The following is a 24,295-nucleotide window of genomic DNA, read 5'->3' as shown; positions in this document are numbered from 1 at the left end:
GGCTCGTCGCAAATCCCAGCAACAGGAGGGAACAGACATGGATTCGATCGTCGACATGCAGCGATTGGTCGAAAGCGCGCAGTGCGGCCGGGGGCCGTCTTCGTCGTATCGCGCGACGCTGGAACACTGCGGGTTCGCGATTCTGGAGTCCGATGACGAGCAACCGCTCTCGCTAGAGCAGATCATGGGCCCGCTCGGCCAGCCGGTGTCGTATCAGTTCGGGACGAAGCTGACGATGCAGCAACGGCCGGGCACCGCCAATTCGCAATTTCGCACCGGTGATATACCGATGCATGTCGACGCCATTCTTAATGCCACCGATGTCAGTTACATCGGAATGGAATGCATCGAGGCTCCATATCGAGGTGGCGAGACACTTGTATCGAGCAGCGCGGCCTTTTTTGCCATAGCGCCTACTCGGCTGATCGAAAAACTTCGGGAAATCAAGATCGAGTATTGGTCCAACGTGTCCGAATTTTATGTCGATCGAGGCAATCCGATCGAGTCTCCGATCCGCGTGGATCCCGTAACAGGCAGGGACACACTGTATCTCGGCGTCGCCTATCCTTCGGATGATACTAGGAATTTTGGGGCGGCCGTCGTGGGTTGGACCGAGGAGCAGAGCCTCGAACTTTTCGAAGAGCTCGCCGACTTGTTGAGCCGCCCGCAGGTCATGTACTCCCATAAATGGGAAGTTGGCCACGTTCTCGTGCTGGACAATCGGCGTATAGTCCATGGGCGAGCAGGATACCCCGCCGATGCGCAAAGAAAGCTGATGCGTATCTCAGTGGCCTGATCCGTCGTCTCGGATGGACCATTGTTCCCGCCTGGTTTGGAGCGTTTGTGTCGAACACTATTGTTCCCCTATTTATTCGGGCAGGGACGACTGGCGACCTCCACTTCGGCTCCGGGTCGGGGATGTGGGCCGGTTGGTCGATGACCACTCTCGACGACACCTCGCCGCATCTGGGCGGGCCCGAAGGTCTCGAGCGTGGGGCGGTATGCCATCGGGGGAAAGCGGAGTTCGCTTCGTCGGCCACTCGCGTCGATCGTAATAGGAACGCTAGCAACGGTTTTCGTCATCCATTCGAAGTTCGGGCCGATGAGGCCGATCTCCGCACCCTGCCCCGGTTCGGGGCGTGGCCGGTGACGAATTCCCCGGCGGTGCCGATGATCGTTTCCCGTGGGGGTGACAGGGTCATCGAATAAGTAAGTCCTGGTCGGCGGCACACCGGTGCATGCACCGGTGTAGTCGTCACGGCAGCACTGACTTTCCGGTGAGATGCGTCTTCTCGTCCTGTTCAACCGGCAAATGAGTTGCCTTTCAACGAATCTCAACTCGGGCGATCCAGCCCGGCTTCGGCTCGAGGAGGAGAGCGCCGATGGACACCATGACCGAAGCCCCGCATTCCGACGCGGCATCGGAGACGTCGGCTCGTATCGACTCGCCGGATGTATGCACCGGGATGTACCTGCGGGTCGAAGACCGGGGGATGTTCGACAGCGTCGCCGAGGCGTGGGAGTGCGACAGTACCGGATCCGGGAATCGTCGATTGTCCGACAGCCCAGCTGATTCGGCTGCGCACTTCGCAATAGGAAAGCGGGAACTGGTGACTATGGAAGCTGACGACTGCGGAGCCGCTCTGGACCTCGGGAACACCGGGAGCAGTGCCGATGCGCTATCGGACCTGGGGTCGGTACTGAGCGGGCCGGTGCGAATCGCGACGGCCTTGCTGGAAGTCGCGGATTCTCCTCGCCTCGCAGGCGAAGATACCGAACATGTCGCCAGGCTGGCCGAGCTGGACACCGAGCTGCCACCGATCATCGTGCATCACCGGACGATGCGTGTGATCGATGGCGTGCATCGTCTGCGAGCGGCCGAACTCCGCGGTGATCTCGACATCGAAGTGTCCTTCTTCGAGGGATCCGAATCCGATGCGTTCGCAGTCGCGGTCAAAGAGAACGTCAGTCATGGCTTGCCGCTGTCCACGGCCGATCGAATTGCCGCGGCGAAACGCTTGCTGGAGACGCACCCCGACTGGTCGGATCGTGCGCTGGCCGCTTTCACCGGTCTGGCGGCCAAGACAATTTCGACGATTCGTCGTTGCTCGGCCACGTCGGTTCCGGAGTTGACCAGCAGGATAGGCCGTGACGGCAAGGTCAGGCCGCTGGACAGTGAGACTGGACGCAGATTGGCGAGTCAGCTGATCAAGGAGAGACCGGACGCGTCGCTGCGCGAGATCGCGAGAGCAGCCGGTATCTCGCCTGCGACGGTTCGCGACGTGCGGGCGCGATTGAATCGTGGCGAAGATCCGGTGCCGGGCAAGGTCAAGCGAGCCGAACGGCCTGCGGCGGTGTCCATCGCCCACGGCCGGACGCCCGATGAGTTGCTCCGCATGCTGCAGAAGGACCCATCGTTGCGGTTGACCGATTCCGGTCGAGCGCTGCTTCGCCTGTTGAGCTCGCTGCCGAAGGAAGCGCAAGCGTGGGAACAGCTGGGCTCCAGCGTGCCACCGCACTGCGCTGGCATCGTCGCCCGCATAGCGCGCGAATATGCCTCGGGCTGGCATGATTTCGCCAACGCCCTGGCAGACCTGCATCACACCACAGTGGCATAAGGGGTGCTCGGTGACCACGGATTCCGTCTATCAGTTGACCGCGTCGTTCTTTCAAGATCCGCACAGTACCTACCGGCTGCTGAATGAGCGCGGGCCGGTTCACCACGTCGAATTTCCGAACGGGATGCGGGTGTGGCTGGTCACCGACTATGCACTGGCCAAACGAGTATTGACGGATCCGACCATCAGCAAGGACCTGTACGGGCCGGTGGGGGAGATCGCGCAGACCAACGGCAATGCCGTCATGCGACTGGACCCACCGGTGAACAATCACATGGTCTATTCCGACCCGCCGCGCCACACTCGGTTGCGCAAAATCGCCATGGAGGTGCTCTCGGGTCGGGTGGTTCGGGATGTCGCGCCTCGGGTCGCGCAGATCGCGCAGCAGCTGCTCGATGCCATGGCCGATGAGGAGTCCGTCGATTTGGTGGAGGCCTACGCGTATCCGTTTGCGGTCACGGTCATCTGCGAACTCATCGGTATAGCCGCGTCCGACCGCACAGAATTTCAGGGGTGGCTGATCACGCAGCAGTCGACGGCGGACCCGGCCGAGAAGTACGCCGCCGCAGCGAAGTTCAAGGCGTATGTCGCCCGGCTCGTCGAGGAGCGTTCGGCGAACGGGCGCACCGATTTCGTGTCGGAATTGATCGCCGCGACCGACGAGGGGGGTCGGCTCGACCAGGTCGAGCTCGTGGCCATGATCAACGCGCTGCTGCTGGGCAGTCAGGAAACGATTGCGGGGCTCATCGGCCATGCCGTGCTGCTCATGCTGCGCCAACGACATCTCCTTACCGAACTGGTAGGTGATCCGGATCTGATTCCGGCCTTTATCGAGGAGACGTTGAGATACGAAGCGTCGTCGAATCTTTCGACCTACCGCTTCACGACGGTGCCCATCGAACTCGGTGGCCGGAAAATCGACAGCGGACAGATTGTGCTCGCATCGTTGTCCGGCGCCAACCGCGATCCCAAGGTATTCGACCGTCCCGACGAGGTGGATCCGCACCGGCTGGACAACCGGCACATCGCGTTCGGATACGGGATGCATTTCTGTGCCGGTGCCACGCTGGCCAGGAAAGAGGCGCACATCGCGATCTCCAGTCTGCTGGCCCGCTACCCCGAAATTTCGTTTGCCACAGCCGTCGAGGACCTGCGGTGGAATCCGAGCTACTTCACCCGAGGTCTGGAATCGCTGCCGATCCGGCTGGGCCGTTCTACCTCGGCTCCCGTGCCGGCGGAAGGGTGATCTGTTGCCGAACTCATTCCAGCACCTGCATCACGTCTGCATCGTGGTCGCCGATCTCGCGTCGGCGATGGCGTTCTACGAATCCGTCGGCATCGGCTCCTGGGAGAAGTACCCGCCCCTGAGCCAGTATGTCGACCTCGAGGTTCCCGACCGAGATGCCTTCCTCGATCTGGAGTACATGTACACCGATGCCGCGGGCATCCAAATACAGCTGGTGCAGCCAGGACCCGGCGACTCGCCGCAGCGGGATTTTCTCGAACGAACCGGCGGCGGCGTCTTCCACATCGGCTTCACCGTGCCCGACGTCGACGCGCACACCGGCATGGCATCGAGCATGGGCATCACACCGTGGATGACCGGCAGGCGAGCCGACGGCAGCGGCTTCACCTATTTCGATACCTCGGCGTCCGCCGGTGTCACCTTGGAAATCCGCGAAGCCCCACGCATCGCCGAGTGAATATCGACGGGCCATGGCGACCGCACGGTGCCCGTCTCGGTTGTTCGCGTGAACTGCCGCCTGTCGTCAATTGCCGGTCTCGGGCACGCGGCCGAGGTCGTGATTTCGAGTGCAATCGTTCCTGAAGGGTCTCGTATGTATCGCATGGTTGGCAGAGATAGCGTGTGGGCGCGCAGCCATCAATTCACGGCCACGGCCATGGCCTGCCAGATGGTGTGGGTCTACGACCGGCCGGTGAATATGGAGCAGCTCCAGGCTTTTCATTCCCGGTTGCAGCGCGGCAGGCTGGGGCGTGTCGCTGTTGCTGCCGTTTTGCGCGCGGCAGGTGATCGCTGGACCGCCGACGCGAAGTTCGCGCCACTCGATATCGGATCGCGACCGATCGAAAGGTCGAAGCTCAACGAGTGGATGATCGCGCGTGAGGAGCAGGACGTCCCGATCTATGGCGGCCCCGCCTGGCGGTTGGCCGTGACCGAACTCGATGATGGCGGCGCGGCGGTATCGCTGGTGTTGTCGCACGTCCTCGCCGATGGCGGTGCGCTGTTCCTTGCCATCGTCGAAGCAGTCACGGATACGAACCCGGACTGGACTTATGCCGCCGACCGCTATGGCCGTATGCGTTTGCTCGTTGCCGACGCTGTCGCTGCTGTTCGCCAACTGGCCGGTGTGGTTGCGGCGGTGCCTCAACTCGTTCGCCTGCGCCGGTCGGCCACGCCGGATTCTGTGACACCCGAACCGGGCACGACCGCCGGAGAAGACGAAACATCCGCTCGAACAGGCGAATTCGTACGAATGACCTGGAGCGTCGATGCCGAGGAGTGGCACGCTGCGGCACAGACCCGAAACGGGACGCCGACGACGCTGACCGCCGCGGCGCTGGCGGATCTCGCGGTGCTGCTCGGGCGGACGGAGGCGGATGGACGGGTGCGGATAGACATGCCGGTCAACTTGCGTACTGGGCCGGACGACACCAGGGCCAATGCGGTGGCCTTGGTGGAAATGAGGGTGGATGCCGATGCGGGCGCGGCGGATCTGGCACCGCTGCGAGCGACGATGAAAGACGCCTTCGGGGCCGTCGCCGACATCACTCGGCGCAACGAGAAGATGTGGCCGGTGTTCATCGCCGCGCCCCGCCGCGCATTCGCCCGGCTCGTGCGCCGCCCGGCGGATTTCGTGGGCACCGAGTTGTCGGTGGTACCGGAGATCGACCCACGGGCGGCCTGTATCGACGGTGCGCCCGCCACCGCGATTTGTACCGGACTGGTTCGACCACTCCATCGCGACTACGCCGCCCTGCTGGCCTCCGGTGGAGTGCTGACATGGATCATGGCGCAGGTGGACGGCGCTGTCACCATACGGATGTCGGTCCTGCATCCGGGCGCTCCGTCGACAGCCGAGGAGCTCAGGGCGGCCGTCGTGAAGGTATTCGACCGATACGGGTTGACGCCCTCGTTCTGGCAATAGCCCGGTCCTGCGGGCGGGTGGTATCAGGCCGCCGAGCTCAATGGCGTGAAGTCGACGCTCGGCTGCGGCCGCACGCATTCATCGCCTCGGCCGGGCGCCGTGTCGCCACCGTGCCCGGAGTCATCCAGCGGCGCCGGGCCGGGGGTGGCTGGAGTCCGCGCCGACCTAAATAGCGTCCGATGGACGCAGTGTGTCCAATTGGACACGTCCGCTGTGCGCCACGCCCGCGAAACGGGCGCTGCAATCAGCTGGAATTCGTCGGTGCCGTGCGAAACTTTCTCCGCACAGTAATTTAACTCCTCACCCTGGAGGACCGTCCATGACGAATTCTGTTGCGGCACTCGATCTGCCCGAACCTCTGGTTATTACGCTGGGGAATCTCAAGGGCGGTGTCGGCAAGACGACATCAGCGTTTTTCTTGGCGAGTTACTTCGCATCGATTCACCGACTGCGGGTGCTGGTAATCGACGCCGACCCGCTCAGTCAAACCGGGTACTCGTGGCACCGGCGGCTGATCAAGGGGGAAATCGAGGTGCCGTTCGAGTTGATTGCTTTCCCGTCCAGGCACGTCAACGATTGCATCGCCGACAATGCCACCGAGTTCGATGTCATCATCGTGGATGCCGGTGGTGAGTCGGCCGAAATATTCAAAGCCGCTATCCCTGTGAGCGATGAGCTCGTGCTGTTGACGAGTGTGAGCCCCTCTGAGGTCAAACGAGTGCCGAGTACATATAGGGCGGCCGAGGAGGCGGCCGCCGAAGGCAATCGGGAGATTCGAGTGCGAGTCCTGATGACCAAAGTTCCGGTGACAATGAAGAACGGCATCAATGTCTCGACCGAATACCGGACACAACGGGGGAATCTGGAGAACGCCGGGTATGACGTATTCCAATCCTATTTGAGTTCTTGGAAATGGTATCGAGAGGCGGCAGATGGGGAGGTCGGCGACGGCGCCGAGAATCCGATCGAAGACCTGGCGGAGTATCGGCAGGTGGGCGACGAGCTGGTGAGTGCCTATCGGGTCGCAGTGGAGGTGCCGGCCTGATGCCTCCCCAGCGTAGGAAGGGTTCGATAGGCGGCCTCAATCCACTGGCCGACAGTGCTGAGCACACGCCGCCGGTTTCGCCACTACGCGACGCGGAATGGCGGCGGCCAGGTGCTACCGAGACGATCGCGTCGGCTCCGCCCGCACCCCCGGCGCCGCTGGGACGGGTCCCGGAGCCGCCTCCGGAGCAGGCCCCGCGACAAGCTCCGGAGAAGGCCCCGGGTCTGAATGTCTTGACCATGCCGGTGCCTGTTGCCGGTGCCGGCCCGCTGAGTGAGCGGGAGCGGTCGCAGTTGACATTGTGCGAGTCGTCGATCGACACGCTGCGTATCGCGTTCTGGGCCGCTGGGCGAGCTCTCCAGATCGTCCGCGACGGGCGACTGTACCGCGATAGTCACGAGACCTTCGACGACTACGTCGAACAGCGGTGGGATATGCAGCGGTCATACGCCCACAAGCTCATTCGTGCTTGGCCTCTTGCCGCCCGGCTGCACCCGGTGGCGCCCGCCATCAACGAAGGGCAGGTCCGCGAATTGCTTCCGGTGGTGGCCGAGCACGGCGAAGAGGCGGCGGTCACCGTGTACACGACGGTTGCCGGTGGTGCCGATGCGAAGGTCACCGCGGGCAAGCTCCGCGAAGCGGTCGCACTCCTTCCTGACCATTACGACGAGGCCACGGTGGTCGAGCGGCTGCAGGCGTGGCTGCGCGGTGAGTTGTCCGACGACTCGAACGGCCGAGCGCCGGACATGTTCACTGCCATGGAATCGCGGCTTGCCGCGCTGACCCGGCGAGTCGTGAAGGGATCGAGCGACGACCCGGCGGCGGCGCGCGAATTCGCTGCGAAGCTCCGCACGATTGCCGAACAGATCGAGGAGCAGATCACCGCCTGATATCCGAGGCCTGACGGTGCCCCGCAGTGGATCGGAATCCGCTGCGGGGCGCTTTTCGTAGTGGTAGTCACTGCTGTGCGGCGCCTTCTTTTCTCGAATCAGAACGTCGAGTCGCCACGGGTAGTTATTGTTTCGTTATCGAAAATATGGCGTGTTGCGCTTTACGTCGTGCGAAATATGACGAAATGTGGACGCTCGGATCGGATCCGCTGGACTGACATAGCACCGTGATGGTTTTCGAATCAATTCGAGGTCTTTGGCACATGTCCTGCGCGCCGTGCAATGCGGCGTTGTACGACCCGCCATCGGCCGAAGATGTGAGCATCGGAGGACCGCATCATGGCATCAACGACCGACGTCCGATATTTTAGCTACCTGAAGCGCGCTGTTATGTGGACCCTTGGCGCGGTGGCTGTAGCCGCCGCCACTTTCATCGGAATGTTGCTGAACGCTGGAGACGCATCGGCCCAGCCGGTGACGATCCCGGGTGTTGGAGTAATCGAGATTCCCGACGATATTTCGACCCTCGTCGATGTACCTGGAATCGAGCTCCGGAATCACGCCATACTCCCGGTGGCGGAAGACCCCATCCTTGTCGATGTATCCGAAATCGAATATCCCGCTGCCGTCGCGGATTCGGGAATTGAGATTGCGGCCTCGGCAGTTCCGCGAATTGAGATTGCGGCCTCGGCAGTTCCAGGAATTGATCTTCCGGTATCGGTGCCTGTCCCGGGAATTGATCTTCCGGTAACGGTGCCTGTTCCAGGAATTGATCTTCCGGTGTCGGTGCCTGTTCCAGGAATTGAGCTCCCGGCATCTGCGGCTGTTCCGGCGATCGAGTTTCCGGCGCCCGCGACTGTTCCGGTAATCGAGCTCCCATTCCTGCGAGACTTCCCACGAATCGAGCTTCCGTTCCTTGCCGGACTTCCCGGAATCAAGCCCCCCGCGCCGGCCGCGCCCGCTGTGGTGGCACCGCAGAAGACCAGGGGCGAGGTCGCCATCGACGCCGCACGGTCCAAACTCGGCTCCGCCTACAACTACGGCGCGGTCGGCCCCGACTCCTTCGACTGCTCGGGTCTGGTGCAGTGGTCCTACGAGCAGGCCGATGTGGACGTGCCGCGGACCAGCTACGGCCAGCTCGCCGCCGGAACACCGGTACCGCTCGACGACCTGCAACCGGGCGATGTGGTGTCGTTCTACGGTGGCAGCCACTCCGCCCTCTACGCCGGTGACGGCAAGGTTGTCCACGCCTCGACATACGGCACCGGGGTGACCACCTCGCCCCTCTCGTCGATGCCGGTGGCCGGCGCCCGTCGGTTCTGACCTCCGCCCGCGAACATGCCTCGCCCTCGAGGGAAGAGCCCAGGACCGATGGGACCCGAAGCTCCGTCCGATCGAAGCGGCTCGAGTTTGCCGCCGGGAGACTCACCCGCGAACGCGACCTCGGCGCGGCACTGCGAACTCCGGCCGCCGGGGCGCACCGTCTGGATCCGGCCTACGATTGCGGTCCCCGCGGCCGCCTGTGGTGTGGGTTCGGGACTCGGGCCGAGATGCGAACCGTCGGAGATGACTTGTGCCTTGGCGTTTGCCACCCGAACGACGGGCTATGTGCTTGCGTTCAGTAGTGGAGCAGGATCTGCACCCGTTGTCGCGGGAGTGATCCGTCGTCGTCGGTGGCGGAGATAAGCTCGAAGACGGCTTCCACACTGTCGCTTCGTCCACCGTGACCAGGCCGAATGTCGTGTCAGCGCGGATGTCAGGTCGATGTCAGGTCGGTATCAGGCGCGCCGGCGACTGTATTCACATGAACAACGCAGCAATCGCCGCCTCCGGGCTGCGGAAGACTTACGGGGACAAAACGATCCTCGACGGCATCGACCTGAATATCGACGCAGGCACGATCTTCTCGCTGCTCGGTCCGAATGGGGCGGGTAAAACGACGACGGTGAACGTGCTGACCACCCTGCAGAAGGTGGACGGCGGCACCGCGCACATCGCCGGGCACGACATCACGGTCGAGCCCGAAGCGGTACGCAAGATGATCGGGGTCACCGGTCAGTTCGCCGCGGTGGACGACCTGCTGACCGGCGCGGAGAACCTGCACCTGATGGCGGATTTGCACCACATGCGGGCCGCCGAGGGCAAGCGGGTGGTCAACGCACTGCTGGAGAGGTTCGATCTGACCGGGTCGGCGCACAAGCTGGCCTCGACCTACTCCGGCGGCATGCGCCGGAAGCTGGACTTGGCGATGACGCTGGTCACCAAGCCGGCCATCGTCTTCCTGGACGAGCCGACCACGGGACTGGATCCGCGCAGCCGTCGCACCATGTGGGAAATCGTCCGTGAGCTGACCGCCGACGGTGTGACCATCTTCCTCACCACTCAGTACCTGGAAGAAGCCGATCAGCTTGCCGACCGGATCGCGGTGCTCGACCAGGGCCGCATCGTCGCGGAAGGCACTCCCGAGGAGCTCAAGCGGCGGGTACCCGGCAGCCATATCCGGCTCCGATTCGCCGGCGCCATGGAACTGGAGGCGGCGGCCCGGATCCTGCCCGGCGCCACCCGCGACGACGAGGCCCTTGCCCTGCGCATTCCGGGCGACGGCGGCACGAAATCCCTGCGTGACCTGCTGGATCGGCTCGCCGCGCACTCGATCGAGTCCGACGAAGTCTCGATACACACCCCTGATCTCGATGATGTTTTCTTCGCCCTGACCGGGCGCGCAACCACGGAGGCTGTCGCATAATGAGCACCATTTCCGCATCGCTGGCCGATTCCTCGACGATGCTGCGCCGCAACTTCAAGCACATTGCCCGGACTCCGGTCACGATCTTCAATGCGGCGCTGATGCCGGTCATGATGATGTTGATTTTCGTGTATGTGTTCGGCAACGCGTTCGAGGTCGGCGAACAGTACATCAACTACTCGACACCGGGCATGATCCTGCTGGCCATCAGTTACGGACTGTCGGGTACCGCGGTATCGGTGAGCTCCGATATGGCCAAGGGCGTCATCAACCGGTTCAAGGTCATGTCCGTCTCCCGTAGCGCCATACTGATCGGCCATGTCGTGGCCACCATGCTGACCAACGTGATTGCCATCGCGGCGATCATCGGCGTGGCCTTCGCGCTGGGCTTCCGGCCTTCCGCGACCGCAGCGGGTTGGTTCGGCGCGATCGGCATCATGGTGGCGACATCGTTCGCGGCCTCCTGGCTCACGGTTGCGCTGGGTATGGCCGCCAAGACCCCGGAGTCCGCGGGCATGAGCGTGGTGCCGCTGATCATGCTTCCGTTCCTGAGCAGCGCGATCGTGCCCGCCGACCAGATGGGACAGGGCGTCCGGCAGTTCGCGCAGTATCAGCCCTTCACGCCTATCATCGAGTCCCTGCGCGGATTTCTCACCGGCCACCCGTCCGGCGGCGACACCGCCGCAGCGCTCGCCTGGTGCGTCGGGTTCGCTGTCGTCGGATACCTGTGGTCTCGTACAACTTTCAACAAGCGAGTATAGAAGCGACCAGTTCCTGCCAGCTCGCCTCCGCACCCTCCCGCGTCGCCTCGGTGAATTCCGCTTCACCGAGGCGACGTCGTGCTGTCTGCTCGATCCGGGCCTCATCCGGCAGCGAACGATCCGATAGCCCGCGCACTCCCGCACTCGCGGTGAGCAGCCGTACGGCCTGCTCGTTCTGGTCCGCACGCAGCGCCAGATCCGCGATGCCGACGAGCACCTGGGCGATGAGGGGCGCATGCCCCGCCTCCGACGCCGCCTGGAAAGCCACGGCGTGGTGTGCGCGGGCTTCGTCGAGACTCTCGGCCAGGTAGCCGCGCAGGTCGTGGATCGCCGCCCTGTTGTGCGGCTGCTCTGCGTCGGTGCCCAGCATGGTCGTCGCGACGTCGATCTGCCGGTATGCCTGTTCGATGTCGCCGCCCCAACGGGCCAGCTCCGCCTTCGCCAGGGCCAGTTCGGCCAGCGCGTTCGGCCAGGCGGCCTGATCGGCGCAGCGTTGTGCCTCGGCCACAGCGGCCGCGCTCGCCTCCTGATCACCCAGCAGCCAGTACAGCTGAGCCTGCCGCGCCCGCATCCGGGCCACATCCTCGATCGCGCCTACCTCGGTGACCACCGTGACAGCCTGGTCTAAAAGCTCACACGCACCGGCGAATTCACCCTGTGTGGCCATTCGATTCGCCAACTCGGTCAGCGCGAACGAAATACCCCAACGTTCACCGAGGGCCCGGAACTCGGCCAGCGCCGCCTCCAGATACCCGTCCGCGTCCTGCCCATCCTGGCCGAGCAAGATCCGCATCTTGCCCAGTTGCAGCCGAGCCAGCGCACGGACCCACGGGTCGTCGTCGGTGAGCAGCGATTCGAACGCAGGGAGATACTCTTCCGGCCCCCGCAACAGGCGTTCCAATGCGACGACGAAACTCAGCGCCGGATGGCGACCCCCGCTGTCCCGGCCGAACTGGTAGGCCTTGCGGATCCATTCCGCCACCTGGTTCTCGTCATTGCGGCCGGAACTCATGAAATGCACGACCAGCCCGTACACCGTGGCCCGGGTCTCATCGTCCACCTCGCCGCCCGCGTGGGCGGCCGCGGTGACCAACTCCATGCCCTCGGCTTTGTGACCGCCGAGCCACCAGTACCAGCCTGAGGCCGCGGCGAGCCTCATCGCCCCGGTGGCGTCGCCTGCCGCGAGCGCGCCGCGCATCGCTATCGCGATATTGTCGTGCTCGGGCGCGAGCGTGGCGAGCCACTCCAACTGCTCAGCGCGGCGCAGATGCGGCTCCGCGGCCGCGGCGAGTCCGGTGAAGTACGCGAGGTGCGCTCGGCGCGCCGAATCCGCCTCCCCCGACTCCTCGAGCCGGTCTCTGGCGTACTGCTTGATCGTGTCGAGCATCCGATAGCGCGGCTCGTTGTCCTGCGTGGTGAGCAGCAGCGACTTCTCGGTCAGTGCGGTCAGCAGCTCGAGCACCTCCCATCGCTCGACCGCTGTGTTCGTCCCACCCCCCGGTCCTTCGGGCCCGCCCGACGTGCCCACGCAAGCCTGTTCGGCCGCCTCCAGGCTCGCGCCTCCGGAGAACACCGCGAGCCTGCGCAGGACTATTCGTTCGGCGTCGCTGAGCAGTTCCCAGCTCCAGTCGACCACCGCTCGCAACGTCCGGTGCTGCGGTATCGCGGTGCGGCTGCCGCCGGTCAGCAGGCGGAACCGATCGTCTAGGCGGTTGGCGAGCTGATCGAGGGACATGGTGCGCAATCTGGCCGCGGCCAGTTCGATCGCCAGCGGTATCCCGTCGAGCGCCCGGCAGACGCGCGCCATGGTCGACAGGGCGTCGGCATCGGCCGTGAGGTCTTGGCGCACCGCACCGGCCCGATCCCGCAACAGCTGAACGGCCGGGGAGGACTCGATTTCCGCGGGGTTCGCGTCGGTGGCGGGCAACGCCAGTGGCTCGACCTGCCAGATCGCTTCACCCGTGATGCCGAGCGGTTCCCGGCTCGTCGCCAGGATCCGCAGCCGCTGACATTCCCCGAGCACGCGGTGGGCGAACATCGCCGCGGCCTCGATCATGTGCTCACAGTTATCCAGGATCAACAGAGTTTCTCGATCGCGGATCGCGGCGATGAGCCGCTCGATCGGTTCGGTGTTCGGTGTGCCGCCCAGCAGCGCGTCCCGCAGACCCAGCGCGGCGAGCGCCGATTGCGCAACGTCACCATTCGCGCCGACGGACGCCAGTTCCACCAGCCAGGCCCCATCCGGTAGGTCGTCGAGCAGGGTCCGCGCGGTTTCCAACGCCAGCCTGGTTTTCCCCGAGCCGCCGGGCCCGGTCACTGTGGTGAGGCGATGCCCCGCAATCAGTTCGCGCACCGCGGCGACCTCGGGGTACTTGCCGACGAAGCTGGTCAGTTCGGCCCGCAGGTTCGTCCTGCGGTCTTCCTCCCGCGCTCCCATTTCGCCGCGCAGCAGCGCGACATGCAGTGCGGAGAGCTCCGGTGAGGGATCCACGCCCAGCTCCTCGGCGAGGGCCTCCCGTGCACGCTGATACACAGTCAGCGCCTCCGCGCCACGCCCCGCGGCCGCCAAGGCCCGCATCAGCGCGGCGACGAGCCGCTCCCGCAGCGGATTCCGGGCCACCTCCTCGGTCAGCTCGGCGACCAGCTCCGAACCCCGGCCGAGGCGAATCTCCGCTTCGTATCGATCCTCCACGGCGGCCAGGCGCAGCCCCTCGAATCGGGTGACCGTCGCGTCGACGGCCGCGCTGTCACGCACATCGACGTCCTGCATGGGCGTACCGCGCCACAATTCGAGCGCCGCACCCAACAGCGGGGCCCGCTGCACATCCGTGCCCCCGCGGGCCTGGTCGAGAAGCTGTTCGAACCGGAAGGCGTCGACTGCCCTCGGGTCCACCGCCAGCCGGTATCCACCCGCCTGCACGTCGAGCGACCCCTCCGGCAGCGCCTTCCGCAGCCGGGAGACCAGCGCCTGTAAGGCATTCGCGGCGTCGGAGGGCGGCTGCTCACCCCAAACCCAGTCGACCAGCTGCGTTTTCGGGACCGCACGACCGGCTTCGAGCGCTAGCGCGATCAACAGCGCCCGCAGCCGAGAACCCGATACCTCGATCAATACGCCGTCATCCACTCGGATCTCCAGCGGTCCTAACACACCGATCTGCACCCGGACCATTCTGCCGTGCACTATCGGCAGGCGCTGGGCCACCCACTCGGCGGCGGCCGACCGCCCCGAAAGCGGCGGCGGACACCAGGCGAAAACACAGTGCCCGGCAAGTGGTTCACTGCAGGCTTTCATCGCCATTGACCACTGTGAACAGGGAAAACGATGTGTCAGTGGACGTGTCAGGTCGGCGTCAGGTCGGTATCAGCCGGGCTGGCGAAAGTAGTCCACGTGAACAGCACAGCAAGTGCGGCCGCCGGGCCACGGAATGCCTCCGGAGTTCACACACCGACCGATGCGCCACTGAAGGAGTCAGCCATGCCCGCTTTCGAGACCCTGGAACCGATCGCCGTCACCGCCGAGGTGCTCTCCGGCAATGTCACCGTGATCGCCTCCGACCGCACCGACACCGTCGTCGAGGTCCGCCCGGCCGATGCGTCCAAGAAGGGCGACGTGCGTGCCGCCGAGCACACCCGGGTCGATTTCGCCGCAGGCACCCTGACCGTGCAGGCGGCGAAGGACTGGCGGACCTACACACCGTTCGGCGGCAACCCATCGATCGAGGTGATCATCGAGGTGCCCATCGGTTCCCGGCTGAAGGCCACCGCCGGTGTGGGACGCGTGCTGAGCACCGGCGAACTCGGTGACTGCGACCTGGAGATCTCCGCGGGCGACATCGTTCTGGATCGCACCCGCGGTTCGGTGACCGCGAAAGCCGCCCTGGGCGACATCCGCATCGGCGAAGCATCGCGCGGTGTGCTGCGGTTGGAAACCTCCAAGGGCGAGCTGGAGGTCGGTATCCACCCGGGCAGCGCGGCCCGGCTGGAAACCAACGCCCTGAGCGGCACCGTGCAGAACCTGATGGAACCGGCCGACCGCTCGCGGGACGACAAGGACATCGTCCAGGTCTACGCGCGGAACTCCTACGGCAACATCATCATCCGCCACACCACCGCCGCCTGACGCACCCGAATTCCGTCGGCGCGGGGTCATGGAGAACAGGTGACCGGGGAGGTGCGAGATCGGTTTGGTACGCGAAGTGTGCTGAGCCGAAAAGAGATCGGACCTCCAACAGGTCGAACGCCGTGTCAGCTCGGTGTCAGGTCGATATCAGCCGGGCAGGCGACAGTGTTCATGTGAATTCAGTGTTTGCGGCTTCATCGCCGCGAAAGACATACGGGGACACAACAATTCCCGATGCCATCGAGGTGCGCATCGACGCGTTCGACTACGACGCGCCCGCCCTCCCGATCACCTGGAAGGACGGGTAACCAATGGATATCGAGGTTGACCGGGAGCGCTGCATCGGCGCAGGCATGTGCGTACTGACCGCCCCCGAAGTATTCGACCAGGACATCGAGGACGGCCGGGTGGTGGTGCTGGAGCCCACGCCCGCGTCCGAGCAGGAGCAAGCCGTCCGCGAGACGGTCCAGGTGTGCCCGTCCGGCGCGATCACCCTCGTCGGGCAATCGTCACGAAAGGAAATCCGATGACTCGAACGGTTCCCGTCCCGCAGGGCCTTCCCATGGAGCGCGATGCGGGTCCCTTCGATCCGCCCCGCGAGATCACCCGGCTGCGTGCGGCGCGCCCGGTCAGTCCGATGGTCTTCCCCGATGGTCACGAGGGGTGGCTCGTCACCGGCTACGACGCGGTACGCCAGGTCATGGTCGACACCCGATTCAGCTCTCGGCAGGACATCGGTGTCATCCATGTGCCGTACGAGACCCCCGGCATGCCTGCAGCTACCGAGCCGTCTCCGCAAATGCCGGGCTTGTTCATCGCCATGGATCCGCCCGACCACACCCGGTTGCGGCGCAAACTCACCAGCGCCTTCACCGTTAGGCGCATGAAGCAGCTGGAAGATCACATCGCCGACATCGTCGAGCGGCAACTGGACGTGCTGGCGAGTCTTACCCCGCCGGTTGATCTGGTCACCGAGTTCGCGCTACCGGTGCCGTCGCTGGTGATCTGCGAACTGCTCGGTGTGCCGTACGCGGACCGGGAGACCTTCCAGGTCAACACCGCCAAGTTCCTGGTCAAGGACCAGTCGCTCGAGGAGAAGATGGCCGCATTGGGCGCGATGACCACGTACCTGGCCGGACTGGTCACGGGCAAACGCGCCGAACCCGGCGAGGACATCCTGTCCGATCTGGCGCGCGATGACGACCTCAGCATCGAGGAACTGGTCGGCATCGCCTTCCTGCTGTTGCTCGCCGGCCACGAGACCACCGCCAATATGTTGGCACTGGGCACCTTCGCGCTCTTGGAGCATCCTGAGCAGCTGGTCGAACTGCACACCGACCCGGATCTGCTGCCCGATGCCGTCGAGGAACTCCTGCGCTATCTGTCGGTTGCCGACATCTTCTATCGCTACGCCACCGAAGACATCGAACTCGACGGTGAAACGATCGGCAAGGGTTCGACCGTCGTTGTCTCATTGCTGGCCGCCAACCGTGACCCCCAGCGCTTCGACAACCCCGACGTCCTGGACGTCCGCCGCAAGGCCCGCGGTCATGTGTCCCTTGGTCACGGTGTCCACCAATGCCTCGGTCAGCAATTGGCCCGCATCGAGATGCGCGCCGGCTTCGCCGGACTGTTGCGCCGTTTCCCGACCCTCGAGCTCGCCATCCCTGCCGGCGAGGTGCGACTCCGGACCGACATGAATATCTACGGCGTCCACGAACTGCCGGTCACCTGGACAGAAGCGCCTCGGTAAACCTTGCCGAAACCGGAAAAGCCCAGGGGCGGGATCCGTCAGATCCCGCCCCTGGGCTTTTCTGCCCTTTCAGCTGTTGTCGTGCTCTCGCGTGTGGTCCTCGGCTGCGTGAGGCACTGATCCCCGCGACGCGTACCAGATCCGGGGCCGTGGCCAGCCGCGGGCCACTGCCGATGAGTACAAGCACGAATGCCGAGCGGCAGGTCAGCGTGATGGTCCGGATCGACGGCCAACTCAGTCGGTTTTCCACCGCGACATCGATCGCCGCCGCGACCCAGCCCATCGAGGAGCTGATTCCGTTGCTGCCCGCAACCGAGACCAGTTGCAGCGGTGTCGGATTCGTCGATTGTGTCGCGGCCGAAGTGCCGAAGATCGTCCCGAACGGACTGACTGCCGCGAGGAGGAACTCGACCGCCACCCGCGCCGTGGGGAAGACCGGAGTGGCCGGGAACGGAGACAACCGCCGGACCGGCAGCCGGTCGATCAGCAGTGGAATTCTCGGAATCAGGCTCAACAGCACACAGCCGAAGGGGATCGGCCCGACATCCAGCCGGCCCGCGACCCGATGAGAACGGCCGTCGTCGCTGTCGATGTCACGCTGACGCAGACGAATCCGGCGAGCAACGCTGGAGCCTCGGGTACACCGCATCATGCACAGGAGAACAGCCGGTCGGCGATCGGAATCGACCACTCGCTGTTCGTGCCGAACAGACCGAGTGGGGGCGGGTGTTGCGGCGATCCGCGACGACCACGATCCGCGGAGTTGAGACTTCGGCGCCGGCCACAGCCGTAGTGGGCATGCGCACCTCTTGCGAGGCCTCTGTGTCCGGCCGCGCGGTCACCGCGATGCAGAGGCGTCCAGGCCAGGAGGAACTCATCGGTGGTTCGCCCGTAGGGCCTTCAGAAGACGAAGCCGCGCAGTGCCAGGAAGCGCATACCGCCGACCGCCGCCATGATGACGATCACGGCGCTCGCCTGTGCGATCTCGCCGAGGCCGGGTGCCCAGAACTCCAGACCGGCCAGCGCCGCCGTGCTGATCAGCAGGCCGATCAGCGCCAGTCCGCCGCCTTCCCACTGCGCGGTGAACCAAGCGATCCGTCCGGCCGCGCGGAAGGTGAGCTGTCGGTGCAGTTCGTTCGCGATCACCGTGCTGAGGATCGAGCCTGCGATATTGGCGACCAGCGGGCCGCTCGCACTCATGACCATGAACACCAGGACATAGGCAATGTTGCTGGAGCCGCCGACGAGGGCAAAGCGGATCAGCTGGGCGAGGGTGTGATCACCGCGCAGGTGCTGCATCACCCGGGCGAGTCGGTCGAGCCATTCGGTGCGCAGCATCGGGTAAGAGCCGGCACCGAAAGCCAGATCGATGCCATCGAGGATCGTCTTGTCCGTGTACGCCTTCGAAGCGGCAATTGCTGTGCTGTTCACGTGAATACTGTCGCCAGCCCGACTGACACCGACCTGACGCCGGCCTGTCGTCGGGCTGACACGTCTACAGACACGGTGTTCGGCCTGGTCACGGCGGATAAGGGGGGGGCGAACAGGCGTCGGTCTGTGGTGTTACACGGGGAACATCGGCAGCTGTGAAGCCCGACGGGAAGCTTCGGTGTGCCGCGGTTCGAAACACTCACGCGGGGTGGGACGAGCCCACTTTCACACGGGCAGGTCGGTCATCCGGCGCAGAGTAAACGGCTCGGCGAGGATCTCGTCCAGCACGACCGCCAAGTGCTCGAAGTGTGCCAGTGTGAAGTGGTAGTCGAGGGCGGCGCTGTCCACCCACTCTTCCACAATGATCATCCGGTCAGGACGGTGCGGATCCGAGTACGGCTGGTAGGCGAGGCATCCTGCTTCGGCGAGCGACGGCTCGATCATCGCGGTCAGTTCATCGCGCAACCGCTGCTCTTGGCCCGGCTTGGCGGTGAATCCCGCGATGAGGGTCAGCGTGCCGCTGTCGGTCGCCGCGGGAACCTCGCCCGTGGTCTTGCTGTAACCGTACGCCTCGACGATCCGTCCCGAGTGCACACGCAAGAGGTTCACGCCCTCCACCCAATCGCCCGGTTCCGCGCCGAATCGGTACCGCCAGAGGATCGATGCCTGGTCGCCCGTGACAACGACCTCCTGCGGCGTGAACTGCGTGGTGCGGTCCGCGATCAGCATCTGCCACCAGGCCAGACAGGCAGCGCGGCCCTCGATGCGTGCGCCGGTCGGTGCGAGCTGGGTCGATTCCATGACGCAGTCCTCGTCGATGATGTCGACGAGCAGTTCGGGGGTGCGGTCGACGAAGGCGCGATTGAAGAGGTCCACGACCTCTGCGGCGCTGCGGAGCGACAAGGCGACATCCTCGGGTAGAAAGCGACAGGTGCTCTGCGATCCTGCATTCCAGGAAAGGCCAAGGGAAACAAGAATTTCCGGTGTCGGACACCAGACGAATTTGTGACAGTGCGCCGTGGGTCAGCTTACTGCGGCGCGCACAGCAGCGATCAGTTCGTCCCTCGGGCGATCCCGAGCCGGGGTGGTCCAGACGACGGCCGCGTCGATGTGAGCGGCGTCCGAAACCGGATCAGGCGGATATCGCCGTCCAGGTAGCGTCGGCCAACGACTCGGGCGCCGGCCAGATCCCTGCGACGGACCGCCAGAATCGATATGCGGATTCGGAACCTGTTCCGCCGCACGCTAATCAACTGTGACAACCCGTCTGGTCGCTGCGATCCTGGCTGCCCCAGGGCGGGTACCAGCGATCGCCGAGGCCGCGCCTGGAAACGGGAACTCCATCTGCCACGTGCAAGCGAACGACCCACACCACTCGAAGGGGTCGCCCGGATGGATCGTCGGTAAAGGCCGCATCTCTGGACCGCCGACATCGACTCGGTGACGTTGATCGTGAGACTGGAACGGAAGCAGAACGGCGAGTGGGTCGCTGTTGGCAACACTGGAACCAGCGAGCAGATTGCGTCGAAGGCGAACGTGAAGTACAGAGCACAGGGTGAGTTCAAATGCGAGCCAGGCGAGTACCGGACCGCTGCACAAGGTAGCGGCGTATACGGTGGTCGACCCTCCGGGTCTATGGCGTGGCAGTACTCGGGGTGGCGTGGAAGTACTCGGGGACGGTGACCGACCCGTGCGGCTGAGCGAGGAGCCCAACAGTGAGCGACGGTGGTAGCTGGGAGGATTTGGTCGTCGCCTTGTGCGATCTCGCGGTGAAGTTCGATGCGGAAACCTACCTGCACGAGAACGTGGTGACGCTCTCCGCGCGCGCGCATGTTCCCGGCGACCAGGCCGGCAGCATCCGGGTCAGCCGGTTCGACGATGAGTCGGCGAGGGTGGAGACAGGCTGGTGTTTCAACCTCGTGGTCGACTTCGTTTTCGACGATGAGACCCGGCCCGCCCCCGCGCTGGAAGTGGTCGAGGCGATCTGCTCGGGCCGTGCGGCGCAGAGCTGCCTCCTCGACGCCCATGGCGATTGGATCGGCGTTCTCCACGAGGCGTGGACCAGTGCGGGATCCCGATGGACGTCCGGCACCTCAGTGTCGCCTGAACGACAGGTGACACGACAATTCCCCAGCTGGATCGACCCGACCTGACGACTGCGACAGGCGATGCCACGGCCGATTCCGATTTCCGATCGGTTAGGCCGTGGCCTCATATTGTTTGCGCCAGTGAGCGATACAGCGTCGCCCCGCTGACCTGCTATACCGCAGCGTCTCTCGCCATCGGGCCAGCGCGTCGGTGAAGTCGGTTCAGTGGATGCTCGGCCACTCGTCGGCCACGCTGACCTTGGACCGCTACTGCTACCTGTTCGAGGACGAGCACGATGCTGTTGCCGACGGCCTCGACGCGCACTGCATCGAGGCGTCTGCTGCGGAATGTAGTCGCGAGGAAGTCGCGAAGGTCCGTGTCGCCCGCTGAGCCCGGAGTAATGGCGCCGCGACCAGCGTCGACGCGGTGCCCTCGGCAGGACACGCAAAACATGGGCAACCGGAAAACGCCTGGTTGTGGAGATGTACCTGGTCTGAGCGTTGTCGATCACGCTGTATCCGCGTCGGCAATCCAGACTGGCGATAGATCCGGTTGGTGGATGAGGGGACCGTCATCCAATTCGGTAGTATGCATTTCGTTGGGTAATGGCCAACTATATGCATACTCTTCGGGAGATGGTGCTGATGACCGAGTATCGCAGCACTGTGCTGCCCAGTGAGCTCTGGCGGGCACCGCTTCGAACCCTGCGGCCGCAGGACTTGGCAGGCATCTACGCCCAACCGCGGCCCGAGGTCGCGCGGCTCGTCGATCGAGGCGTGCTGCACCGCGTTGCTCACGGCTACTACATCATCGTCGCGCCGGACTATGTCGGCCGGACCTGGCTGCCCAGCCTCGAGGCGGCCGCTGCAGGTATTGCATCATCGATTTATGGGGCAGATCAGGCAATTATCATGGGCATCAGCGCGGCGCGCGTGCTGGGAGCCGTGCCGCGTGCGCTGGCGACCGCGGTTGTCGCGGTTCCGAGCCAGCACCGGCCGATCGCACTGACCGACCGCTCGGCATGCGTTCGGTTCGTCCGCCGCAATACCGACGCACTCGACGCAGAGCGCGTCGAAACGCCGCTGGGCCCGGCGCTGGTCACTACGCCGGAACAAACTGTGCTCGATCTTGCCCGGCGCGCGGAGCTGGGCAATGCCGAGGCGGAGGTTCGTTCGGCGATCGAGATGCTCTACCGACGCAGTGATTCGGCGAGACTTGCACAGCTCGCTGCGGACCAGCGTCTAGGTGCGGCGCTTCGCCGTGCGGAAAGTTGGGTGGGGCATGGGTCGCGACGAACGTGACAGTGTCGCAGTTCAATTCGGAGTTTCCCCGGAGCAGGTCGAGCGTGACCATCTGATCTCCCATCTGCTGGCGGCACTCAGCCGAGGGTTCGGCGATCGGCTGCACTTCATCGGCGGAACTGCTCTTGCCCGTACGCATCTGGTGAGTGGCAGACTAAGCGAAGACATCGATCTGGTTGCGCTGGGCAACCGAACTGTATTGGCGTCCGAACTCGACGCTGTCTTGCCGCGATCGGTCGCGCGGAGTTACGGACGGCTGGAATGGGCACCGTCACTGAGCAGCGTCCCGGATACCGAGGCCGCCAATCTTCGCTCCGCATCCGGTGTGTCCGTCAAGATCCAGTTGCTGTCGGCACGCGGTCGAACGGTGTGGCCGACTGAACTCCGCGATCTCGAACAGCGATACAGCGACGTGTCGCCCGCCGAGCTATTTGTGCCCACCTTGCCGGCCTTTGTTGCCGGGAAGACGGCAACATGGCACGACCGGCGCGCAGCACGCGACCTGTGGGATCTATGGGCGCTGAGCGACATCGGCGCGATCGACGGCACTGCGGGAGCGTTGTACCGGAGGTGCGGTCCGACCAATCGGCTCCCCGCCCCGCAATTGTTCGATCGTGCGCCGGACGAAGACAACTGGAACGCACAATTGGCCGGGCAGACTCGGTTGGCGATAAGCGCCGAGACGGCGCTGGCGGCGGTTCGAGATGCCTGGGCGCGCATTACGGAGTGACTGCGAAGCATCGGCCTTGCATGCCAGGATCTGTCCGGCATTCCGTGATCGAATCACCATTTCCCGCTGCGGACGCTGCACCGTCCTCGGTCTTCGTCGATATCGGCGCTCACGCGGTCCAATGCGTAGCGCCAAGTGCGTTGTCGACCAGCGTGTGGGCAGCATTGCCTGGGGGCGCGTGCTCTGCTGGTAGGGCGAAAAGTCTTCTCGTGCAGGGGACGAGGTCTCCCGAGGTCTACTGGCAGGCGACCGTCTTGGCAGTTGTCGCACCGGCGACCGCGGCCTCGGCCCGCCCGATTTGCCCTTCGCCGGGCCGGGATGCCGGTCCCATGGTGTGTGGATTGTGCGACGGGCGCACGGCCGGCCCTGAAATCCCGCGAGTTGCCGGCCTGGTGCCCATGTTCTGTGTTTCCTGAGGGCTCGAACCAGGGCAACTGTTTGACCTGCATATATCGGTTTGGTTGGTGATCGGAGAACGATGCGCAGGTCAGGAAAATGTGCTGACCTGCGGAAGCGACATCATGGCTATGTGCCCTCGGCAGGATTCGAACCTGCGACACCCGCTTTAGGAGAGCGGTGCTCTATCCCCTGAGCTACGAGGGCCTATCAGTGGACGTCGGGGAGTCTACCGGGTGGGGGACCGAGGTTCAGAATCGCTGGCACGTCAAGGGTGCGATGGGCCTGTGGCGGGGTGGCATGTGGTGGCCTTACCGCAAGCCGGGCTTGCTGCTGTCCTAGCCCTGCGGGTGGGGTCAGCTGTCTGCTGCGATGCCGCTCGGTGTGGTCGGGGGCGGGTTGGGATGCTGTGCGTGGGCGCTGATGGTCAGAAGCCGTCGAACCCGCCGCCGCCGTCGAACCCGCTGTCGCCGCCCCAGCCGCTGTCGTAGCCACCTTGGTCGCTTCCTCCGGCGTCATAACCGCTCCCATCGGTGCCGGAGTCGTACCCGGCGGCATCGCTACCGCCCGCGTCGAGCCCGTCCTGATAGCCCTCGCCGTAACCACTTTCGAAGCCTTGCGCGCTATAGCCGACTCCGGACATCCCGGAGAACAGCGACGAGAACAGCAGAGTGGAGCCCAGTCCCCAAGCGCCGCCGATCAGCGCGGGCTTCCACCACGGCTCGGAGTACCAGCCCGCGGGCACCGGACGTCCGGCGACTCGGCCGCCGGGATAGTAGTTGGGAGTTTCCGAAGAGGGATTCGGTGCTGCCGCGACAGCCCTGCCCTCGTATTCGACCGTTCGCTTTTCGGTGACCTGACCGGCCACGTCCTGTCCGTCGAGCGCGGGCACCGCGGGGCCGGGATCCATGCTCATGGCCGAACGCGCGGCGCGGATGTAGTACATGCCCTCGAGCGCGGTCTGCTTCGCCAATCGCGCCTGCGCGGGCGTGCGCGCCTGGTCGATCTGCGAGCCTGCCGCGATATGACGTTCGGACGCGTCCGCGAGCGCCTGCTTCGCCGCGTCGTTGCTGCCGGTCAGGTTGTATACCTGGCCGCCGAGCCGTTCGATCAGCTGTCTGGCGTCGGCGGCCGCGTCCGCGAGTTCGGTCGCCGCGCGCTGCTTGGTCTGCTGGGCGCGGATGACGACAAAAACGACGGCCAGAACGGCGATCACGACGATCAGTAGCCACTCCACCGCTGGTGCCCC

The 24,295-nt window shown here is 64.8% G+C and carries 23 protein-coding genes and 1 tRNA gene; 18 read left to right on the top strand and 6 right to left on the bottom strand.

The annotated features are described in order from the left end of the window. The first annotated feature begins 37 nt into the window (after positions 1-37). The 10 genes from AB0M74_RS09630 (at position 38) to AB0M74_RS09585 (ending at position 11,227) form a co-directional block, all read left to right on the top strand. Complete coding sequence (locus tag AB0M74_RS09630) at positions 38-796, top strand: TauD/TfdA family dioxygenase (RefSeq protein ID WP_364903995.1); 759 nt, start codon at positions 38-40, stop codon at positions 794-796. Between the two features lie 586 nt (positions 797-1,382). Then, positions 1,383-2,618, top strand: coding sequence for a ParB N-terminal domain-containing protein (locus tag AB0M74_RS09625; protein WP_364903992.1), 1,236 nt, complete (start codon positions 1,383-1,385; stop codon positions 2,616-2,618). Between the two features lie 10 nt (positions 2,619-2,628). Continuing rightward, on the top strand, positions 2,629-3,864 hold the full coding sequence (locus tag AB0M74_RS09620) for a cytochrome P450 (RefSeq protein WP_364903989.1): 1,236 nt from the start codon (positions 2,629-2,631) through the stop codon (positions 3,862-3,864). A 4-nt stretch (positions 3,865-3,868) separates the two neighbouring features. Continuing rightward, a complete protein-coding gene (locus AB0M74_RS09615) occupies positions 3,869-4,321 on the top strand; it encodes a VOC family protein (RefSeq protein ID WP_364903986.1) in 453 nt (150 codons plus the stop codon). Between the two features lie 144 nt (positions 4,322-4,465). Further along, positions 4,466-5,785: a hypothetical protein gene (locus AB0M74_RS09610; protein WP_364903983.1), complete on the top strand. Its 1,320-nt coding sequence runs from the start codon at positions 4,466-4,468 to the stop codon at positions 5,783-5,785. 190 nt (positions 5,786-5,975) lie between these two features. Further along, positions 5,976-6,830: an AAA family ATPase gene (locus AB0M74_RS09605; protein ID WP_364903980.1), complete on the top strand. Its 855-nt coding sequence runs from the start codon at positions 5,976-5,978 to the stop codon at positions 6,828-6,830. After that, positions 6,830-7,720: a hypothetical protein gene (locus AB0M74_RS09600; protein WP_364903978.1), complete on the top strand. Its 891-nt coding sequence runs from the start codon at positions 6,830-6,832 to the stop codon at positions 7,718-7,720. The genes AB0M74_RS09605 and AB0M74_RS09600 overlap by 1 nt, the downstream gene beginning before the upstream one ends. A gap of 780 nt (positions 7,721-8,500) precedes the next feature. Next, positions 8,501-9,043, top strand: coding sequence for a C40 family peptidase (locus tag AB0M74_RS09595; RefSeq protein WP_364903975.1), 543 nt, complete (start codon positions 8,501-8,503; stop codon positions 9,041-9,043). A 481-nt stretch (positions 9,044-9,524) separates the two neighbouring features. Then, a complete protein-coding gene (locus AB0M74_RS09590) occupies positions 9,525-10,466 on the top strand; it encodes an ATP-binding cassette domain-containing protein (RefSeq protein ID WP_364903973.1) in 942 nt (313 codons plus the stop codon). Continuing rightward, positions 10,466-11,227, top strand: a complete 762-nt coding sequence (locus AB0M74_RS09585; protein ID WP_364903970.1) for an ABC transporter permease — start codon at positions 10,466-10,468, stop codon at positions 11,225-11,227. The genes AB0M74_RS09590 and AB0M74_RS09585 overlap by 1 nt, the downstream gene beginning before the upstream one ends. On the opposite strand, the gene AB0M74_RS09580 is transcribed toward AB0M74_RS09585, so the two are convergent. Continuing rightward, a complete protein-coding gene (locus AB0M74_RS09580) occupies positions 11,211-14,396 on the bottom strand; it encodes a BTAD domain-containing putative transcriptional regulator (RefSeq protein WP_364904164.1) in 3,186 nt (1,061 codons plus the stop codon). The two genes, AB0M74_RS09585 and AB0M74_RS09580, sit on opposite strands and share 17 nt — an antisense overlap. Positions 14,397-14,702: 306 nt before the next feature. Between AB0M74_RS09580 and AB0M74_RS09575 the strand changes: the two genes are divergently transcribed. The 4 genes from AB0M74_RS09575 (at position 14,703) to AB0M74_RS09560 (ending at position 17,100) form a co-directional block, all read left to right on the top strand. Then, positions 14,703-15,347, top strand: a complete 645-nt coding sequence (locus AB0M74_RS09575; RefSeq protein ID WP_364903967.1) for a DUF4097 family beta strand repeat-containing protein — start codon at positions 14,703-14,705, stop codon at positions 15,345-15,347. A gap of 173 nt (positions 15,348-15,520) precedes the next feature. Next, positions 15,521-15,655, top strand: coding sequence for a hypothetical protein (locus AB0M74_RS09570; RefSeq protein WP_364903964.1), 135 nt, complete (start codon positions 15,521-15,523; stop codon positions 15,653-15,655). A 3-nt stretch (positions 15,656-15,658) separates the two neighbouring features. Next, a complete protein-coding gene (locus tag AB0M74_RS09565) occupies positions 15,659-15,877 on the top strand; it encodes a ferredoxin (protein ID WP_364903961.1) in 219 nt (72 codons plus the stop codon). After that, entirely contained in the window at positions 15,874-17,100 is a 1,227-nt protein-coding gene (locus AB0M74_RS09560; protein WP_364903958.1) for a cytochrome P450, read from the top strand. Before AB0M74_RS09565 ends, AB0M74_RS09560 begins: the two co-directional genes overlap by 4 nt. Here AB0M74_RS09560 and AB0M74_RS09555 read toward each other — a convergent pair. From AB0M74_RS09555 to AB0M74_RS09545, 3 genes are all read right to left on the bottom strand, one after another. After that, positions 17,075-17,752 carry a hypothetical protein gene (locus tag AB0M74_RS09555; RefSeq protein ID WP_364903955.1) on the bottom strand — a complete coding sequence of 226 codons (678 nt, stop codon included), beginning with the start codon at positions 17,750-17,752 and terminating at the stop codon, positions 17,075-17,077. The two genes, AB0M74_RS09560 and AB0M74_RS09555, sit on opposite strands and share 26 nt — an antisense overlap. 248 nt (positions 17,753-18,000) lie before the next feature. Then, positions 18,001-18,531: a GtrA family protein gene (locus AB0M74_RS09550; RefSeq protein ID WP_364903952.1), complete on the bottom strand. Its 531-nt coding sequence runs from the start codon at positions 18,529-18,531 to the stop codon at positions 18,001-18,003. Between the two features lie 225 nt (positions 18,532-18,756). After that, positions 18,757-19,434 (bottom strand): antibiotic biosynthesis monooxygenase, encoded by a 678-nt coding sequence (locus tag AB0M74_RS09545; RefSeq protein WP_364903949.1) that lies wholly within the window; start codon positions 19,432-19,434, stop codon positions 18,757-18,759. 812 nt (positions 19,435-20,246) lie between these two features. On the opposite strand from AB0M74_RS09545, the gene AB0M74_RS09540 reads away from it, so the two are divergent. The 4 genes from AB0M74_RS09540 (at position 20,247) to AB0M74_RS09525 (ending at position 22,650) form a co-directional block, all read left to right on the top strand. Beyond that, positions 20,247-20,684: a hypothetical protein gene (locus tag AB0M74_RS09540; RefSeq protein WP_364903947.1), complete on the top strand. Its 438-nt coding sequence runs from the start codon at positions 20,247-20,249 to the stop codon at positions 20,682-20,684. 145 nt (positions 20,685-20,829) lie between these two features. After that, positions 20,830-21,009: a hypothetical protein gene (locus tag AB0M74_RS09535; protein WP_364903944.1), complete on the top strand. Its 180-nt coding sequence runs from the start codon at positions 20,830-20,832 to the stop codon at positions 21,007-21,009. Between the two features lie 245 nt (positions 21,010-21,254). Continuing rightward, complete coding sequence (locus tag AB0M74_RS09530; protein WP_364903941.1) at positions 21,255-21,920, top strand: type IV toxin-antitoxin system AbiEi family antitoxin; 666 nt, start codon at positions 21,255-21,257, stop codon at positions 21,918-21,920. Continuing rightward, positions 21,901-22,650 (top strand): nucleotidyl transferase AbiEii/AbiGii toxin family protein, encoded by a 750-nt coding sequence (locus AB0M74_RS09525; RefSeq protein ID WP_364903938.1) that lies wholly within the window; start codon positions 21,901-21,903, stop codon positions 22,648-22,650. Before AB0M74_RS09530 ends, AB0M74_RS09525 begins: the two co-directional genes overlap by 20 nt. A gap of 530 nt (positions 22,651-23,180) precedes the next feature. On the opposite strand, the gene AB0M74_RS09520 is transcribed toward AB0M74_RS09525, so the two are convergent. Next, a tRNA-Arg gene (locus tag AB0M74_RS09520) sits at positions 23,181-23,253 on the bottom strand. 220 nt (positions 23,254-23,473) lie between these two features. Beyond that, positions 23,474-24,283, bottom strand: coding sequence for a DUF1542 domain-containing protein (locus tag AB0M74_RS09515; RefSeq protein ID WP_364903935.1), 810 nt, complete (start codon positions 24,281-24,283; stop codon positions 23,474-23,476). Positions 24,284-24,295 lie beyond the last annotated feature (12 nt).

Origin of the sequence: Nocardia sp. NPDC051463, assembly GCF_040681975.1 — a bacterium.
Classification (GTDB): domain Bacteria; phylum Actinomycetota; class Actinomycetes; order Mycobacteriales; family Mycobacteriaceae; genus Nocardia.
Note: the sequence above shows the minus strand (reverse complement) of the source record. Positions and strands in the feature narration are given on the sequence as shown.

Excerpts from the sequence above, each read along its gene's own strand:
- AB0M74_RS09630 (WP_364903995.1), top strand. The coding sequence starts at position 38 with ATGGATTCGATCGTCGACATGCAGCGATTGGTCGAAAGCGCGCAGTGC.
- AB0M74_RS09625 (WP_364903992.1), top strand. The coding sequence starts at position 1,383 with ATGGACACCATGACCGAAGCCCCGCATTCCGACGCGGCATCGGAGACG.
- AB0M74_RS09610 (WP_364903983.1), top strand. The coding sequence starts at position 4,466 with ATGGTTGGCAGAGATAGCGTGTGGGCGCGCAGCCATCAATTCACGGCC.
- AB0M74_RS09600 (WP_364903978.1), top strand. The coding sequence starts at position 6,830 with ATGCCTCCCCAGCGTAGGAAGGGTTCGATAGGCGGCCTCAATCCACTG.
- AB0M74_RS09590 (WP_364903973.1), top strand. The coding sequence starts at position 9,525 with ATGAACAACGCAGCAATCGCCGCCTCCGGGCTGCGGAAGACTTACGGG.
- AB0M74_RS09585 (WP_364903970.1), top strand. The coding sequence starts at position 10,466 with ATGAGCACCATTTCCGCATCGCTGGCCGATTCCTCGACGATGCTGCGC.
- AB0M74_RS09580 (WP_364904164.1), bottom strand. The coding sequence starts at position 14,396 with ATGGTCCGGGTGCAGATCGGTGTGTTAGGACCGCTGGAGATCCGAGTG.
- AB0M74_RS09575 (WP_364903967.1), top strand. The coding sequence starts at position 14,703 with ATGCCCGCTTTCGAGACCCTGGAACCGATCGCCGTCACCGCCGAGGTG.
- AB0M74_RS09565 (WP_364903961.1), top strand. The coding sequence starts at position 15,659 with ATGGATATCGAGGTTGACCGGGAGCGCTGCATCGGCGCAGGCATGTGC.
- AB0M74_RS09560 (WP_364903958.1), top strand. The coding sequence starts at position 15,874 with ATGACTCGAACGGTTCCCGTCCCGCAGGGCCTTCCCATGGAGCGCGAT.
- AB0M74_RS09555 (WP_364903955.1), bottom strand. The coding sequence starts at position 17,752 with ATGATGCGGTGTACCCGAGGCTCCAGCGTTGCTCGCCGGATTCGTCTG.
- AB0M74_RS09530 (WP_364903941.1), top strand. The coding sequence starts at position 21,255 with ATGGTGCTGATGACCGAGTATCGCAGCACTGTGCTGCCCAGTGAGCTC.
- AB0M74_RS09525 (WP_364903938.1), top strand. The coding sequence starts at position 21,901 with ATGGGTCGCGACGAACGTGACAGTGTCGCAGTTCAATTCGGAGTTTCC.